Origin of the sequence: Bradyrhizobium sp. IC4059 (assembly GCF_020193615.1) — a bacterium.
GTDB classification, from domain to species: Bacteria; Pseudomonadota; Alphaproteobacteria; order Rhizobiales; family Xanthobacteraceae; genus Bradyrhizobium; species Bradyrhizobium yuanmingense.
Genome location: NZ_JADYVH010000003.1, coordinates 491,657 through 507,553, shown reverse-complemented (window position 1 = coordinate 507,553; position 15,897 = coordinate 491,657). Strand labels below are relative to the sequence as shown.

Genomic DNA, 15,897 nt, shown 5'->3' with positions numbered 1-15,897 from the left:
CCCTGTCCCGCGCTACCTGATCGGGGACAAGAACCATCGCGATCGGGCCATATCTGGCCCGGAAGATGCATAAGAGCCTTGCAGAAAAGGACTTGGATCGGGAGTTCACGACACGTGAAAGTCGTAGCGCGGCGAGATGTGACTGGCGAATTGCGCACCTGCAGCAAACAGGAGGGCCCCGCAGCGGCCGCCAACTATGCCGGACAACTTCAGGCGATCGCGCGGCCGGTCGCCGCGATGACCGCAACTTATCCGAACGAGAGCACCAGCACGCGGCACGCGCATCGGCGCGACCAGTTCATCCTGCAGATCACCGGCGTCACGGCGATGATGACCGAGCGCGGTCATTTCGTGGTTCCACCCGGCCATGGTTTATGGATTCCGGCTGGCGTTGTACATCAGTCGCGCGCCTGGGGTGAAGTCGAGGCCCAGACGATCTATGTCACGCCTGATCGCCGACGAGGAACGTCGGAGACGTGCCGCCTGATTCGTGCATCCTCGCTCGTCGAAGCCCTGATGGACGAGGCGGTGCGGATGCCGCAGACCTACGACCAGGACGGACGCGACGGCAAGCTTCTCGAACTCCTGCTCGCCGAGATCTCACACATGCCGGAGGTGACGCTTCACGTGCAGGTGCCACCGGACCCCCGCCTTGCGGCGATCTGTAAGGCAGTGCTTGGCGACCCCTCCTCGGACCTCACGCTCGACGACTGGGCAGACAAATGCAGCCTCAGCCGGCGAACGCTGACGAGGCTGTTCCGCCGCGAGACCGGTCAGAGCTTTTCAGTGTGGCGACAACGCGTGCGGCTCCTGGAAGCTTTGGCACGCCTGGGCGCAGGCGAACCCGTCACATGCGTAGCGCTGGACGTGGGCTATGACAGCCCGAGCGCATTCGCCGCCATGTTTAAGCGCGAGCTAGGCGCTGCACCGCGGCATTATCTTCGCTGGACAGATCAAGAAGTCGTGCTGCGCTAGTCGCTAGCGACGACGCCGGCTCGTCGAGATGAAAGCCGCGCCGAGACAGCCATCTTGTAGTAAAGGTTGTCGCGCCAGCACGTGCGTTCGCCCGTAGCGGGGACCATCTTGCAGCAGAACCATGATGTGTCATCGCGTGCTGAAGCGTACAGGCGCCGTGATGGATCGCCTGGCGCCTGCCGGAGGTACCGGCGAGGCACGGTGCACCAGCGCGATCACCTCTCGTCGAGTTCAGCCGAGCCTGCCGAACCGGCGAGGCTTGCGGAGAGCACCTTGCCTCGAGGTCGTTCACTCCGTAGACGATGTCGTTTGATTGATCCATAGTCTTGCAATCGAACGACTTGTGTTGCGCCTTCGCGTGCTTGCCGGCGCGGCGTCGAACTGCTGAAACAGCGTCCGGTGGTTCGGCGACATCGGGGGTAGAATGAATAGACTTTTCCGGCGAATGCGATGGTGTCGGAGCGGAAGTCGGTCGAGGAGGCTACGATGTTCGTCGGATTTGAGAAATAGCGGCGCGCGGCGGGCCGGAGGTACAGCAGTGATACGCGCCATGGTCCGACACGCAATCGTGCTGGCGGCGGCTTTTGCCGCTGCCTTAGCACCTGCCACATGCTTTGGCGAAAGCAGCAAGCCGTTGCCCGCTAAGGCGACGCAGGAATTGCCGGCCGAGCTGCTCGCGCTGCTCGAACAGAAGAAGATGCCGAAATATTCCCCTATCCTTGTGCGTCTTTTCAAGGACGAGGCAGAGCTCGAAGTCTGGAAGCAGGACACGGCCGGCCGTTTCCAATTGCTGAAGACCTATCCGATCTGCCGGTGGTCGGGCGATCTCGGGCCGAAATTGTACGAGGGCGACCGACAGGCTCCGGAAGGGTTTTATACAGTTACGCCTGAGTTGATGAACCCCAACTCCAATTTCTATCTCTCGATCAACCTCGGGTATCCGAACAGCTTCGACAGGGCAAACAAGCGAAACGGCAGCTTCCTCATGATCCACGGCGACTGCTGGTCGAGCGGTTGCTATGCCATGACGGACGAGCAGATCAGCGAGATCTATTCGCTGGCGCGTGACTCATTCCGCGGCGGCCGAACATCGTTCCAGGTCCAGGCCTATCCGTTCCGCCTGACACCGGTGAATCTGGCGCGCCATCGAAACAATCCCAACCTGCCCTTCTGGGAAATGCTCAAGGTCGGCAACGATCATTTCGAGACGACACAACTCGAACCCAAAGTGGATGTGTGTAACCGCCGCTATGTGTTCGATGCGCAACCTTCCCCGAGTTCGCCGCACCCTCTCGTGTTCAATCCGATCGAGAAATGCCCTCCCTTTGTCGTCAATCCGGAAATCGCGCGAAGGGCGCTGGAAAAACGGCGCGCCGACGAGCGCGCGTACGCGCAATTGCTTGAAGACAACGTGCCAGTTGCCCCGATCTACAGCGGATTCGACGGCGGAATGAACAAGGCTTTTCTCGCACGGTACCCGGGCAGGGTGACGCTTGCGAAAGTGATGCCATATGCATCCTACCTGCCGCAATTGCCACCGATCCCCTGGACCGACAATGATGGTTCGTTGACGAGCAAATGGTTTGGTACCTGGTCCTCCAGATCGTCTGTGTGTGATACGGCGCGTGCCGGCTTCCCATCGCGCCAGTGCTGAACACCTGTTGCAACTCAACAGTCCAGAGTGTTGTCTCGCTCCCATTGGGTTAGATGGCGTGCGTAGTCGTTCCACTCCTCATGCTTCAGCTTGAGATAGGCGGTACGAACTCCCCGAGATGATCCCGCAGCACGCTTGAAATGTTCGAGCGCTCGCAAGGCATCGAGCAGATTCATCGGGAGCCGCTTGGCCGAGGTCACGGTGTGCCTGAAGGTCTCGCGGAACCTGCGGAGGCACGACCGATTGGCCGGGCGCATGAATTAGCAGCAATCGCTCTGTAGGTACGGCAATCGCTCTGGCGCAGCAGCAGACCCGATCCGCTAAATCATCGGCCGACATCCAAGCGGACGGAGAAAAACGATGATCTGGAAAAACATTGTCAGTCCTCGTGTGATCGCACCGGCTTCTGCGCGCTGGTCCGCAAAGTCTGTTTTTTGCTCGAAGACGGCTGTGATCGTGTCCGACATCGCCAGCATTCTTCAGAACCTATTTTTGGACCTACGCGATAGCTACCGGCCCGAGCTGCACTACATGCGTGGTCCTGGCCCGAAATGGCGGGCCAAGCATCAGCCTTGGCCAAAGTTCGCCGGACCAGAAGCGAACTGAGGTCCTGCGAACGGTACGCATCGGGGATGCTGCCGTCGGCAAGCTTTGTCGCAGAAACGGACAAGGCGGGGAGGATTCGGGAAAGACGCCCAAGTTGTCCTGCCCAAGAACTTTACCAACTCTAGATCACGAGGTCCCGTCCTGCCCAAGTTCCCCCGCGGCCTTGCCGGCTCCGCATCCATAGTCGCCGCCATGAAGACGGTTGCCGGTCTTCCGCCAAAGTCACGTGCAAGCTTTGCCAATGGCCGATGCGTTCGCGGCACCTATACCCCATCGGACCAGGCGAAGGAGATCACGAAATCCTGTAGCTTCACCAAGCCTTCGCGCCTCCTGGCGCGCTTCTCGGTGGCGGAAGGCCCAGACACCAACTACCTGTTATTGCGCGGATTCAGCTTCCGGCTTGGCAGCGATGGCGAGCGCTCGGATATCTTAACCCAGAGTGCCCCGGTTCATTTCGCGAGGACCCCCGACCAGATGCTGGCTTTCCTTCGAGCACGTATTCCAGGACCCGACGGCAAGCCGGATCTGGAAATGGTCGAGACATTTTCAGTTGCCAATCCCGAGACGCTGCATCAGGCGAGCTACATCGCCGCGCATCCGCCTGCCGCAAGCTTTGCCTCAACAACCTATTGGGGCGTGCACGCGTTTCCCGCGACCAATTCAAGAGGCGAGACAAGGTTCATCAAGTTCAAGGTCACGCCAGTCGGCGAACAGGCGGCGAGGCGCAGGGTCGCAGCCAATGCAAAACCCACCGAGCTGCTGCACGACCTCGAATCCCGGATCGCGGCTCGCGATATGAGGTTCAGTGTGATGGCGCTGCTGGACCGTCCGGGCGACCCGGTCATGGACGTGACCGTCCGATGGCCCGATGAGGACGGACGCGAAGCGGTACGGCTGGGAACGATCGTGATCACTGGTGTCGAAGAAAATGATGCCTGCGACGAACCCGTGTTCAATCCGGCAACTCTGGCCGAAGGAATCGGTCATCCGTTGGACGAGATGTTTGCGGTGCGTCGCGCCGCTTACGCTATCTCGCAGGCAACGCGTCGCTGAGCGAAAAGGCTTCTGCCGGGGCTCCGATCATTTCTCGCTTTCCGGTGCACCCTGCGCCTCGCGGCGCCACGTTCCCGGGCTGACGCCGACCACAGACGAAAACACCCTCGTGAAGTGGCTTTGATTGGCGAACCCGGCCGATATTGCGATTTCCGACAGCGACAGGTCGCGAACCGTCATCAGTTGCTTGGCCGCCTTCACACGCTGGCGCAGCAGCCACTGGTGCGGCGGCAGGCCGGTGGAGATGCGAAACGCGCGCGAAAAGTGGCTGATCGAAAGATCGAACTCGGCCGCGATTTCCTGCAACGAAAGCTTTCCGCCGAGATCGGACTCCAGCCTTTCGCAGACGCGCTTGACCTGCCACGGCGCAAGGCCGCCGCGATTCGGTTCAGAAGGACGTAGCCCGCCGTAGGCCTGGGCGACGTGTGCGGTGAGCGCGAGCATCATGTGATCGATGAAAAGCTGGTTCGTCTCGTCTGGTCGACGCAGCGCTTGTTGCAATGACGCGCCGATATGACGGACGACCGTGTCGTCATGGCCTACGCCGAGTTCACAGGCAAGCTGACCGACGCGCGGCATGCGGGGCTGCTCAGTGAGAGCGTCGAGCGCCGAGCGCGGCAAATAGAAAAACAGGGAGTGGAACGGCTTGTCGATCACGTAGCGCGGATCGCGCTTGAGGTCGTACAGATAGGTCGCTCCCGCGGGAACATCCGCTTTCATCACGCACTTGCCATTTTCCCAGAGTTCGCAGTCGGGATAATCGTGAAGTTTGAGGCTGACGACGAAAGCATCCTCCGCGGTAAAGGAACCGGAAAGACCCGGCACTGGATTGTCATCCCGGGTTTCGGTGACCGCGAGCTCCACCCCGCGCAGCGAACTCGTTATCAGCGAGGGCGGCGCATCCTTCAGGTGCAAAAACCGCCCGAGCTTCCGGCCGAAGGCGCTCGCCTGGGTCATAGGATAACTCTCTCAGCGAAGTTGGACTGACAAGCGCCCGCACGTGATTTCGTGAACCATTATCTGACGCTAGCGCACGGTCGTCCAGTTTCGTCGTGGCAGTTTCGTGACACAGGCTCGATGTCTGCTCGAGAACGTCAGCGATTTTGTCCATTCGCTGCCGCTTACGACGGCTCCCGGCGTCGATTGCCTATTTCGACAGCAGTTAACCGCCACCGTCCGCCGCGCTGATTGCGACTTTAATCGCGGCGCGGGCGCCTAGCATCAGCTTACAGCAGGATCAGGCAAAGCACGGGAGTTTTGAGAAAGACGCTGGGCCTGTACCCGCTTAGAACGCGCGCCGAACGCTCAACGATGCTCCTCGAAGCTAGGACAGGTTCATGAGCCAGCCAATCTTGCGCGATCATTCGCACCAACAAAACCAGTCAGACGCTTCCGGCGCGCAGCAGCGTTATTTGCAGGTTGCCGACCGCCGTCCTGCCGATGTTGAGATGGCACGCGTGCTTCACACCAAACCACTCAGCATGGCTTTGGACCCCTCTGGGAGCGCGATCGCTCACTGGAAACATGAGCCATTGCACGACATCGTCGAGCCTATGAGCCATCACGTCATCATGGCTTACAACGGCTCGATGCAGCGCATGGAGCGTCGGACAGGCAGATCGGTTGCGATCGGAACGTTTCGGCCCGGTGTATTGATAATCATTCCGGAAGGATCAAGCTCACGATGGGATATTCCGAAACCTGTTGATGTCGTTCAGCTCTATCTTCCTCACGCAGTGCTCAAGCGCGTCGCTGACGAAGCCAACACCGCCACACCGATCGACCTCGTGGAGCGAACGGCGCATCACGACCCCATTACGTCCCGATTGATCTTGAGCGCGACGGATGTCCTGGAGAGCAATGAGGCGCTGGATACGCTGTTCAGGCACCAATTAATAGACCTTCTGGCCACGCGTCTTCTGGCTGCGCACACCGGCTCGCCAACGACGATCCAGCCAACAATGGGCGGGCTTTCGCCGAAGGTCCTGCTCCGTGCCACCGACCGCTTGCGCTCGGACAGCGATTCGGACGTCTCGCTCGCGGCGCTGGCTTCGGATGCCGGTCTATCGCGCTTTCATTTCTGCCGTGCCTTCAAGGAAAGCACCGGGCTTTCGCCTCATGCCTGGCTGCGCCAGTACCGGCTCGAGCAGGCCATGAGCATGCTGCGCGATAGCGACGAATCCGTCGTCTCGATCGCGGCGGCCCTCGGCTACTCCTCCCAGACCGCCTTCGCCGCGGCATTCAAGAAACTGACCGGCGAAACGCCAAGCGACTGGAGACGTCACAAGCGTTGACGGCATTCGTTCTACCGTAACAAGCTTTTCCCGCACTTATGGCCGACCACGTCCATGGCTCTCCCCCACGGCATCACTGCGGTTCTAGCGGTGAGTGGATATCGGCGGTGTTTGGAGCGGCGTGTTCTCGCACGATGACACTCATCGACCGGGCTCAACCTCGCGATGGGTATTCCCGGGTTCTTGAAACATGATGCTGTAATCCGCAGACAACAGTCGAGCGCGTTGTCCGGCACGGCATCCCCTGCGATCTCTTGGACCGCGATCCAGCCGGTCATTGACGCGTTGTCGCCGATGGCAATGCCGCCGCACCGGCGAACAGTTGCGCGGACATCGATACCGATGTCTCACTCGCGAGGCGGGCCTGTCGAGCTTCCACTTCTGCCGAGCCTTCAAGGAAAGGACCGGGATCTCGCCGCCCGTTCGGCTGCGCCACAGTACCGCTCGATCACCATGAACATGCTGCAAGTCGCCGACGCATGGTTTTTTGTCGCTGGCGGCGGAGCTCGGCTACGCGGTCCTCGTACGCCCCGCCGTGGCGTTCAGCGATTGGCTGGGCGAAAGCCCTAGCGCAACGCCGCGTGCGTTAGCAGCAATCGCTCTGCAGGTACAGCAATCGCTCTGGCGCAGTCGCATCTTCGGTCCGCTAGATCATGAGGGTGCCCCACGCCCCAGCAGACGGAGACAACATGCTCAGGAAGAACTTGGTCGACCGGCTTGCAATCACTTCACGCCGAAAAGGCTTCGTGACCGCACTCGTGTACGGACTTTCATTGGGAGTTCGCTTCACTTCAGCAGCGGGGGAGGAGGTGGAAATTCCAGCGCAGGCCGTGCAACGGACCAGTCCCGTGATTTCCATCATGTCCAAAGTAGGCGCCCAGCTCCCCTACCAGAACTGGGGCCCGAGCCCAGCTTTGCCCGTGACCCTTAACCGTGGCTGGGCATCCCCTTTCGGAGGCTGCCGCGCGGCTTGTGAAAACCCCATGCCGATGTCTTCGGAACCGAACTGCCTACCATAGGTCCGCCGGTCTTCTGTCCGCCTGTTCGCGTCGACGTCGATCGGAGGATGCTTGCCGCCAAAGAGAAGCGGCGGTGCACTACCGAGAAAATCAAACCAAGGAGTAGATCACATGCGACTTGTTATCATAGGAGCCGGCTTCGCTGGCATGTACGCCGCACTTTCCGCAGCCCGCCTGCGCAATATCCAGGGCGTTTCGCCCGAGGAGCTCGAGATCGCGCTGGTCGCGCCAGAGCCAACGCTGGTGGTCCGGCCGCGGCTGTACGAACCGAAGCCCGAGACCCTGACGGCGCCGCTGCTGGATGTGCTCAAGGCCGTCGATGTTACTTACGTGCAAGGCAGCGCCGAAACCATCGACGCCAAATCCCGCACGGTGGGCATCGTCGCCACCAAGGGTGCGAAGAAGACCCTTTCCTACGACCGGCTGGTGGTGGCGACCGGCAGCCGGCTATTCCGTCCGAACATTCCGGGCCTCAGCGAGCACGGATTTAGCGTTGACTCGCTCGATGATGCAATCGCCCTCGACAAGCATTTGCACGGCCTGGCGAAACGGCCGGCGGCGAACGGGCGTGACACGGTTGTCGTTGCCGGCGGCGGTTTCACCGGCATCGAGGCGGCCACCGAGATGCCCTCGCGACTGCGCGGAATCCTCGGCAAGGACGCCAAGACGCGCGTCATCATCATCGACCGCAACAAGGCGATCGCGCCTGATATGGGCGAAGGCCCCCGTCCTGTCATCGAAGAGGCCCTGCGCAAGCTCGGCGTGGAAACCCGGCTTGGCGCCGGCATTACATCGCTGGACGAATCCGGCGTCACGCTTTCCGACGGCGAACACATCGAGGCCGCGACCGTGATCTGGGCGGCAGGTATTCGCGCGGCACCGTTGACCCAGCAGATCCCGGCCGAGCGCGACAATTTCGGCCGCCTACTGGTCGACCGGGATTTGCGCGTGCCATCAGTGCCAGGTGTCTTCGCTACCGGTGACGCCGCCAGGGCCGCAAGCGACGATATCGGCAATTACGCGCTGATGTCGTGTCAGCACGCCACGCGAATGGGCGCTTTTGCCGGCAACAACGCCGCCGCCGAACTGCTGGGCGTTCCGACCAAGCCCTATCACCAGAAGGGCTATGTCACCTGCCTCGACCTCGGCGAAGCCGGTGCGCTGTTCACCGTTGGCTGGGAACGCAAGGTGGCGATGGTCGGCGAGGTCGCCAAGAAGACCAAGCAGGAGATCAACACCGTCTGGATCTATCCGCCGCAGCCCGAGCGTGCCGCCGCGCTGGCCGCTGCCGATCCGGAGCGTGTGACTGACGTGAGTGGCTTCTTCTAGAAGCTTCACGCGAAATGGGCCGCACTTCTCGCTGGCTGCGCGGCCAGCTCAACCGAGACCAGCCAGTAGCCTTGAACATGAAACAGGAGATCGAACATGGACGTAGACACGAGCCTTGCCAACACCTCACACCGCAGTGGACCGGGGTCCAACGAATTGGTTCCGTCGCGCTACGCGGTGCAGGTCGGCGACATTGACGTGCTGGTCGTCAGCGACGGCGTGCTACCGCTCCCAACCGCAATGTTGGCACACAACATCGACCCGGCCGTCCGGGCGACCTGGCTGAAAGACATGTTCCTGCCGCCCGACGCCTACGATTGGGCGCTGAATGTGGTCGTGGTGCGTAGCGGCGACCGGACCATACTCGTCGATGCTGGGCTTGGGCTCGACCCGGACTTGCACTTGCCGCGCGCCGGGCAATTGATCAAGCGACTGGAGGCCGCCGACATCGATCTTGCGTCCGTGACCGACGTGGTGCTGACCCACATGCACATGGACCACATCGGTGGGCTGCTCGTCGAAGGGGTCAAGGAACAGCTACGTCCGGACCTGCGGATCCACGTGGCGGCCGCCGAGGTCAAGTTCTGGGAGGCGCCCGATTTCTCCCACGTCGCCATGCCGCCGGGGTTCCCGGACGCGCTTCGATCGACCGCCAAGCGGTTCGTGAAAGAGTACCGCAGCCAGCTACGGCCGTTCGAGGAGCAGTACGAGGTGGCACCGGGAGTGATCGTCACTCGCACCGGCGGCCACACCCCCGGGCACAGCGTGGTCCGCGTGACGTCCGGCGGCGACCGGCTGACGTTCGCCGGCGACCTCGTGTTCGCGGTCGGGTTCGAGCACCCCGACTGGTACAACGGCTTCGAACACGATCCCGAGGAGTCGGCCCGCGTTCGTATCAGTCTTTTGCGGGAACTGGCTGAGACCGGTGGACTGCTGGTGGCCACTCACCTGCCGTTCCCGTCCGTCGGACATGTGGCAGTCGACGGCGACGCCTTTCGTTGGGTGCCGGTCTTCTGGGACTACTGACCGCACAGTTCGATCGAGAGGCGCCTCGTAAGCGCTTTATTCGGTACGGGCCGCGTTACCGGCGCCGGAGCGCGGCCCGCTCACTCAAAATCCTTTTGGAGCTCGACCTCGATGAAACGCGAGACCGTGCGTGCTTCGCAGCTCAACGGCTGCGCCTTCTGCATGAACATGCATGTCGAGGAAGTCCCACACCACAGTGAGTGCCCGCTCCCGATGATGACCCGGGCGCAACCTGAGTGTCCGCGCAAAGATGCTGCTGGCTTCACGGACCCTCCGCACGGCGATCGCGCCTCGCAGCCGCGCGATGGGAGAGTGTGATGAACGTCGTTGTCTTTGGTTCAACGGGGTCGACAGGACGGCTCGTCGTTGAGTCCGCCTTGTCCGCGGGTCACGTCGTCACTGCCTTTGTCCGTGACCCAAAGCGCATGCCCTTGACGCATCCGAATCTCAGGATCGTCAAGGGCGATGCAATGGATGCAGCCTCGGTGGCATCTGCGGTCCAAGGTGCGGATGCGGTGATCTGCACGTTGGGGATGGTACCTCAGGCGAAGGAGGATCTGGGTCGACGCCAGCCCGGTGTCCCGGTTTGCTCGGTGGGAACCAAGAACATTCTGGCCGCCATGCCTCCAGGCCAGGGCCGACTCATCGTTGAGAGCTCGGTGAGTGTCGGTGAGAGCTACCACACCGGGAGTTTTGGCTCAGGCTTCATGGTCAAGGTCGCACTCAAGGGGGTGATGGCAGACAAGGAGGCGCAGGAGGCAGCTGTCCGGGAGAGTGACTGCGATTGGACGATCGTTCGACCGGCGACGCTGACATTCAAGCGTGCCAGCGGAAACCTGAAGGCCGGGACCGATCTGCGCTGGAACATCACCTCAACAGCCACCCGCGCGGACGTGGCCGAGTATTTGGTCAAGATCCTCGATGACCCCGCGACATACAAGAAGGCCATAACGGTGCGCAACTAGGTTTGGCGACGAATTGCGGTAAACCGCGATCTCCGCCGATGGCGGCCGGAACGCGAGTGAATGGGCAGAGCTGTCAGCGACAACAACCGTTGCAGGAGGGTATTGTGGTGCATGCTAACAAGAAGGCGGTCGGCTTGGTGCTGTGCCTCGGCGCTGTCGTGCTTGTGGCTGGTGGCTGGGCGTATGCCCATTCGAACGAGACATTCACCGACAACGCCTATATTCGCGGCGAAATGACCTCGCTCGCGCCGAAGGCTGCAGGCTACGTCACGGCCGTGGAGGTTCAGGATAACCAGACCGTTCGTGCAGGCGACGTCCTGTTCCGGATCGACGATCGCGACTACCGCGCACGCCTGGCGCAAGCCGAGGCCAATGTCGAAGCCGCCCAAGCCCGCCTCACCAATGTCGATGCGGAGATCCAACTCCAGCATGCCCTGATACGGCAGGCCGAAGCTCAAAGACTTGCGAGCGTGGCCGAGATGAATCTGGCGCGCAAGGCCTCCGATCGCCGCCGCGAACTGATCCGCACCAACGCGATCAGCCAGGCGCAGGTCGATGAAAGCGATGCGGCGTTATCGAGAACCGAGGCGGGCGTGTCGGCGGCGGCGGCAACGGTGGAGGCCCAGCGGGCACGCATCGCCGTCCTTGCCAGCCAGCGCGAAGCTGCACTTGCTGCAGTGGCGCAAGCGCACGCCGCACGCGACCTCGCCCAGATCGATCTCGACCACACCGTGGTGCATGCGCCGGTCGACGGCGTCGTCGGCAACCGCCAGGTTCGCGTCGGCCGGCTTGTCGCGCCGGGCACCTCCTTGCTCGACATCGTTCCGGTCAAGGACGTGTGGGTGGTGGCGAACTTCAAGGAAAGCCAGATCGAACATATCCGGCCCGGTCAGCGCGCCCGCATCAAGGTGGACGGCTATCCGAACCAGACGATTGAAGGTGTGGTGGACAGCTTTGCGCCCGGCAGCGGTTCTGCGTTCACCCTGCTCCCCGCTGACAATGCGACGGGGAACTTCATTCGTGTCGTTCAACGGGTGCCTGTGAAAATCCGCTTCGACAGAAATCCATTGCCCGGCCGCGTCGTGCCTGGCCTGTCGGCGCGTGTCGAAATAGATCGAGGAAGCGGCACATGACCGCGATCGCCGACGCCACGCCAGGCTACGACAGGCGCGCGGCAGGAAGCATTCTTGTCGCAGGCATCGTGCTCGCCACTCTGACGGAGGCGATCGCAAGCACCGTCCTCTCGCTCGGACGCAACGACATCATTGGCGACACCCATGCGACTCCCGACGAGTTCGCCTGGCTGGACATCGGATACACCGCAACAAAGCTAATCGGGTTCATGGCCGCCTCCTGGCTCATGACACGCACCAGTCCGCGCCGCCTGATCATCGGTTCGACGCTCGTCATGGGCACGGCCTGCGGCATCGCCGCCATCACGTATCGGTTAGATCTGCTGGTCGCACTCCGCATCATACAGGGCTTCTCCGGCGGCACCTTGCTTGTCGCGGGACAGTCGATCATTTTTCTCGCCTATCCGCGATCCTACCAGCCGATCCTTCAGGCTCTGTTTGCGATGGGGTCCGTGGTCGCTCCTGCGACCATCGCTCCGGCGCTCCAGGGATGGTTGATCGACAGCCAGTCGTGGGCATGGATCTTCTTCGGCGTTGTTCCGGTAGCCCTCGCCGCTATCGGACTTCTGCTGATCGCAGACGGCCCCAGGCCCGTTGCGGCTGCGCGCCTTCCGTTCGACTGGGTCGGCTTCTTGCTGATCTCAGTCACATTCTTCTGCTTCACCTATGTTATGAACCAAGGCAGCCGATGGCGCTGGTTCGAAGAGCCTCGCATCGCGTGGCTGACCGTGATCGGCGCAGCCGCCTTGCTGGCGTTTCTCAGCCAACAGGCGATGGCCAAAAGCCAAGGCTTGTTCGATTTCGCCCTGTTCCGGTCGAGCGATTTTTCCTTCGCCTTCATCGTCAGTTTCGTCGCCGGTGCCGCCTTGTTCGGCAGCGCGTTCCTGATCCCGTCGTTTGCCGTGTCCGTACTCGCGTTCACGCCAAGTGAGGCCGGCCAGCTCCTATTGCCGAGCGGCGCGCTTTTCGTCGGCGCGCTCCTCATTGCTGCCTTTCTCATGCAGGTCAGGGGCGCTCCCCCTATCGCCACGGTGCCGTTCGGAATCCTGATGATCATGGCCGCGATGTGGATGCTGTCCGGCTCGACCAGCGAAAGTGGCGCCGACGACATGATGGCCGCCATCCTGCTTCGCGGCTTTGGACTTGGCTTCCTCTTCCTGTCGATCACCCTTATCGCTTTCAGCGACCTCAACAACCGCAATCGAGCGTCCGGCATCGGTCTTTTCAACGCCGCGCGCCAGCTCGGTGGCCTCATGGGGGTAGCCGGGCTCCAGACCATGATCGACCACAATGTCACCACCAATGCCACGGTGCTTGGCGCGAGTGTCACCGCAGGCCTTCCCGCGGTCAGCGAGCGGCTGGGAACGACGAGTGCCATGCTCGCAGCACGAGGAATGGACAGCGTGGCCGCCGGCCGGACTGCGATGGGTCTGTTGGGTCGAGCCCTCACCGGTCAATCCACGGTGATCGCTTTCGACACCGCGTTCGCTGCCATCGCTCTTCTTTTCGTCATCGCTGCGCCGGTTCTGGTCACCATCAAGATCGCGTTTGCCCTGCACGCGAAGAAGCGCGCGGCGCAGTTAGCCCGAACCGAGGAGCCGTACATGACATACCCCGCGTCGAAACCCTCCCGCCAAGCCAATGTCGTGTCGAGGCCAGACCCTCGCGCCGAGATCGTGCTGGCGGTCAGCGAGGCTCTCGCCCATCCGAGCGGCGCGCCCGCTGACCTCGATAGTATTTGGGACCGAAGCGGATACTCGAAGGAAGACATTCTATCGGCATTCGAGAGCGTCGACGATCTCATCGTCGCGATCGCCGAACACAAAGCCTCCCTCATATCGCAGCCATTGGTGAGGAGAGCGCGCCCCGGCACCGTAGATGATGCACGCGAAACACTCATCGCGTTCGGACGCGTCGCCTGGAAGGAATACTCGACCACCCTGGTCGGATTCGTTCGGATGATGATGACCGAGGGTGCACGCAATCCTGCGCTGAAGAAGCGGGTGCACGAGGCGGGACAAGCGATTGTCACACTCAAGCTACGGGAGTTTCTGTCCGCAGCAAATGAGCGGGGAATCCTGTCGATATCGGACGCTCAGCTATACGCCGAGCAACTGCTGGGACTATTGAGAGAACCGCTCTACCAGGCGCTGATGCTGACTCCGGCAATGAGCCTCGAAGCCCCAGCCGCCGACCGCGTCAGAGCCAGTATCGAAAGCTTCATTCATGGATGTGGGAGCACGAGGAGCATGAAGCGATGAGCGCAGCCAATGATATTGGCCGGTCAAGATGGTCTGGCCCGAGCGAGAGCCCTTCAAGACTGAAGGTCGTCGGCGACGTCCCGGCGGACCTGGCGAACAGCATCGACGATAATGGGTCCCTGGTGACAGTCGACCCCGCCGACTGGATCGTCTGTTTCGTGCCCGGCCTTCGACGGCAATGGTGGCATCGCTTCGTCCATCACAGGCATAAGCATGTCTTTGCCATGCGGCCCACGAGCACGGGGAGTTGGCTGCTCGTTGAGCCGTGGTGGACGCGCATGATGGTGACGATCCTGCCACCGGCCGATGCCGTCAGATTTCTTCGGTGGGGTGCGACGGGCGATATCCTGCGGGTCCGCGAAGCGGTCCCGGGCACAGCGAGCCAGCTTCGCGGTTGGTCGAACTGCGCGGTTCTCTCGGCGTTCTTGCTCGGCCGACCGAGCTGGACATGGACACCGCACGGTCTCTACCGGCAGCTACTGCGCGAAAGGTCAACGCGGCGCGAGAACGTGCAGCAACTTCTCGTCGACCAGTTCACCAAAGTCGTCAGCCATTACTCGTCCAACGCGCTGAGCGTCAGTGCCGACCAGCTTTCCTTGCCACTCAGGGACCTACTCATCATCATTGGGCGCAATCTCCTCGAAACGATGATGACGCCGTCGTTGCTGGAGGTCTGTTATACAGCCATACTTGAAGCGGACCGCTACCCCGATGCGACACGGGCCTACGCGCAACACGGACCTACGCCGGCCATCGCGGTCCTTACGAAAATTCTGGCAAAAGCGAAGCAGGCCGGAGAAATCGATCTAGCACATTGCGAAGCCGGCGCCCGTCAGTTTCTTGGGATGCTCCATGGAAACGTCCATCTGGAGGCCGTGCTTCAGCTCGGCGACCTACCAACGCTTTCCGACATCGATTTGCGCGCTCGCACCGCGGTGAAAGTCTTTCTCGACGGCGCCGAGCCTGACGAGAGGACAGGAATCGTTGCGCGAGCGGCATTGACGGCATGACTGGTGCCACTCGCAGCGACAATCCTACTGTGAGGTGGGGTTGCCATGGCCAGGATGCGCCGGTCTCTCTACATACTCGCAGCGCGGCGCAGCTGCCCCCATGGGTCGCCGACGACAAAGAAACGAAGTGGGAAGATGCCGGCTATGTCGGCCGGCTCTAATCCAGACAGAACGTTGAAAGCGGTTCTGTCGGGCGGCCTTCGAGTCGGCTTCGCCTCCGCCTCGGCGCGTAAAGTAGATCACAATGCCGAGAGTGGCCTCGCCGATTGGTCGCCAAAATCACCGTTTGAAAAACCGTTTCAGTTCGGTCGTCTCAAACGGTTCGCGAGGGCAAGTCCTTGAAGAACTTGGTGGGCGCACCAGGGCTCGAACCTGGGACCCGCTGGTTAAGAGTCAGCCTTGGGTTGAGAACGATCAATGACTTGCTGGTTGCACGACCGGGCTTATCCGACTGAAAGTGGGCGTTCGTCGCACGATCAAAGTGCTGCATTTCACCGGCTAACATCCGCGCGGTCGGAGCATCCGCGGGGTAGACCCTGGTTGGCGCCGTGTCTCTTGCAAGCTACCGTTAG

General features: G+C 61.6%; 12 protein-coding genes and 2 pseudogenes. 12 read left to right on the top strand and 2 right to left on the bottom strand.

Features of this window, described 5'->3' with window-relative positions; genetic code table 11:
- The first annotated feature begins 114 nt into the window (after positions 1 to 114).
- Both I6F12_RS12605 and I6F12_RS12600 read left to right on the top strand, forming a co-directional pair.
- Positions 115 to 975, top strand: a complete 861-nt coding sequence (locus tag I6F12_RS12605; protein ID WP_225143007.1) for a helix-turn-helix transcriptional regulator — start codon at positions 115 to 117, stop codon at positions 973 to 975.
- Between the two features lie 538 nt (positions 976 to 1,513).
- Positions 1,514 to 2,629 carry a murein L,D-transpeptidase family protein gene (locus I6F12_RS12600; protein ID WP_346656312.1) on the top strand — a complete coding sequence of 372 codons (1,116 nt, stop codon included), beginning with the start codon at positions 1,514 to 1,516 and terminating at the stop codon, positions 2,627 to 2,629.
- Between the two features lie 14 nt (positions 2,630 to 2,643).
- Here I6F12_RS12600 and I6F12_RS12595 read toward each other — a convergent pair.
- Positions 2,644 to 2,835 (bottom strand): annotated as a pseudogene (locus I6F12_RS12595) (type III glutamate--ammonia ligase); the annotation flags it as partial.
- 154 nt (positions 2,836 to 2,989) lie between these two features.
- Here I6F12_RS12595 and I6F12_RS12590 point away from each other — a divergent pair.
- Positions 2,990 to 3,235: a hypothetical protein gene (locus I6F12_RS12590; RefSeq protein ID WP_225148539.1), complete on the top strand. Its 246-nt coding sequence runs from the start codon at positions 2,990 to 2,992 to the stop codon at positions 3,233 to 3,235.
- A gap of 192 nt (positions 3,236 to 3,427) precedes the next feature.
- Positions 3,428 to 4,288: a catalase gene (locus I6F12_RS12585; protein ID WP_225156456.1), complete on the top strand. Its 861-nt coding sequence runs from the start codon at positions 3,428 to 3,430 to the stop codon at positions 4,286 to 4,288.
- Positions 4,289 to 4,315: 27 nt separating this feature from the next.
- On the opposite strand, the gene I6F12_RS12580 is transcribed toward I6F12_RS12585, so the two are convergent.
- Entirely contained in the window at positions 4,316 to 5,245 is a 930-nt protein-coding gene (locus I6F12_RS12580; RefSeq protein WP_225150355.1) for an AraC family transcriptional regulator, read from the bottom strand.
- Positions 5,246 to 5,736: 491 nt separating this feature from the next.
- On the opposite strand from I6F12_RS12580, the gene I6F12_RS12575 reads away from it, so the two are divergent.
- The 8 genes and pseudogenes from I6F12_RS12575 to I6F12_RS12540 all read left to right on the top strand — a co-directional run bounded on the left by I6F12_RS12575 (position 5,737) and on the right by I6F12_RS12540 (position 15,325).
- Entirely contained in the window at positions 5,737 to 6,582 is an 846-nt protein-coding gene (locus I6F12_RS12575) for an AraC family transcriptional regulator (RefSeq protein ID WP_225156576.1), read from the top strand.
- Between the two features lie 1,130 nt (positions 6,583 to 7,712).
- The gene (locus tag I6F12_RS12570) at positions 7,713 to 8,930 is read left to right on the top strand and encodes an NAD(P)/FAD-dependent oxidoreductase (RefSeq protein ID WP_225156455.1); all 1,218 of its coding nucleotides are present in this window, start codon (positions 7,713 to 7,715) and stop codon (positions 8,928 to 8,930) included.
- A 96-nt stretch (positions 8,931 to 9,026) separates the two neighbouring features.
- Positions 9,027 to 9,956 carry an MBL fold metallo-hydrolase gene (locus I6F12_RS12565; RefSeq protein WP_225156453.1) on the top strand — a complete coding sequence of 310 codons (930 nt, stop codon included), beginning with the start codon at positions 9,027 to 9,029 and terminating at the stop codon, positions 9,954 to 9,956.
- A gap of 317 nt (positions 9,957 to 10,273) precedes the next feature.
- Positions 10,274 to 10,921, top strand: a complete 648-nt coding sequence (locus I6F12_RS12560) for an NAD(P)-binding oxidoreductase (RefSeq protein WP_225156452.1) — start codon at positions 10,274 to 10,276, stop codon at positions 10,919 to 10,921.
- 89 nt (positions 10,922 to 11,010) lie between these two features.
- Positions 11,011 to 12,054, top strand: a complete 1,044-nt coding sequence (locus I6F12_RS12555) for an HlyD family secretion protein (protein ID WP_225156451.1) — start codon at positions 11,011 to 11,013, stop codon at positions 12,052 to 12,054.
- Positions 12,051 to 13,628 (top strand): annotated as a pseudogene (locus I6F12_RS12550) (DHA2 family efflux MFS transporter permease subunit); the annotation flags it as partial. The gene I6F12_RS12555 and the pseudogene I6F12_RS12550, both read left to right, overlap by 4 nt.
- 30 nt (positions 13,629 to 13,658) lie before the next feature.
- Positions 13,659 to 14,315 (top strand): TetR/AcrR family transcriptional regulator C-terminal domain-containing protein, encoded by a 657-nt coding sequence (locus I6F12_RS37320; RefSeq protein ID WP_225156575.1) that lies wholly within the window; start codon positions 13,659 to 13,661, stop codon positions 14,313 to 14,315.
- Positions 14,312 to 15,325: a TetR/AcrR family transcriptional regulator C-terminal domain-containing protein gene (locus I6F12_RS12540; protein WP_225156450.1), complete on the top strand. Its 1,014-nt coding sequence runs from the start codon at positions 14,312 to 14,314 to the stop codon at positions 15,323 to 15,325. Before I6F12_RS37320 ends, I6F12_RS12540 begins: the two co-directional genes overlap by 4 nt.
- Positions 15,326 to 15,897 lie beyond the last annotated feature (572 nt).

Excerpts from the sequence above, each read along its gene's own strand:
- I6F12_RS12590 (WP_225148539.1), top strand. The coding sequence starts at position 2,990 with ATGATCTGGAAAAACATTGTCAGTCCTCGTGTGATCGCACCGGCTTCT.
- I6F12_RS12585 (WP_225156456.1), top strand. The coding sequence starts at position 3,428 with ATGAAGACGGTTGCCGGTCTTCCGCCAAAGTCACGTGCAAGCTTTGCC.
- I6F12_RS12580 (WP_225150355.1), bottom strand. The coding sequence starts at position 5,245 with ATGACCCAGGCGAGCGCCTTCGGCCGGAAGCTCGGGCGGTTTTTGCAC.
- I6F12_RS12575 (WP_225156576.1), top strand. The coding sequence starts at position 5,737 with ATGGCACGCGTGCTTCACACCAAACCACTCAGCATGGCTTTGGACCCC.
- I6F12_RS12570 (WP_225156455.1), top strand. The coding sequence starts at position 7,713 with ATGCGACTTGTTATCATAGGAGCCGGCTTCGCTGGCATGTACGCCGCA.
- I6F12_RS12565 (WP_225156453.1), top strand. The coding sequence starts at position 9,027 with ATGGACGTAGACACGAGCCTTGCCAACACCTCACACCGCAGTGGACCG.
- I6F12_RS12560 (WP_225156452.1), top strand. The coding sequence starts at position 10,274 with ATGAACGTCGTTGTCTTTGGTTCAACGGGGTCGACAGGACGGCTCGTC.
- I6F12_RS37320 (WP_225156575.1), top strand. The coding sequence starts at position 13,659 with ATGACATACCCCGCGTCGAAACCCTCCCGCCAAGCCAATGTCGTGTCG.
- I6F12_RS12540 (WP_225156450.1), top strand. The coding sequence starts at position 14,312 with ATGAGCGCAGCCAATGATATTGGCCGGTCAAGATGGTCTGGCCCGAGC.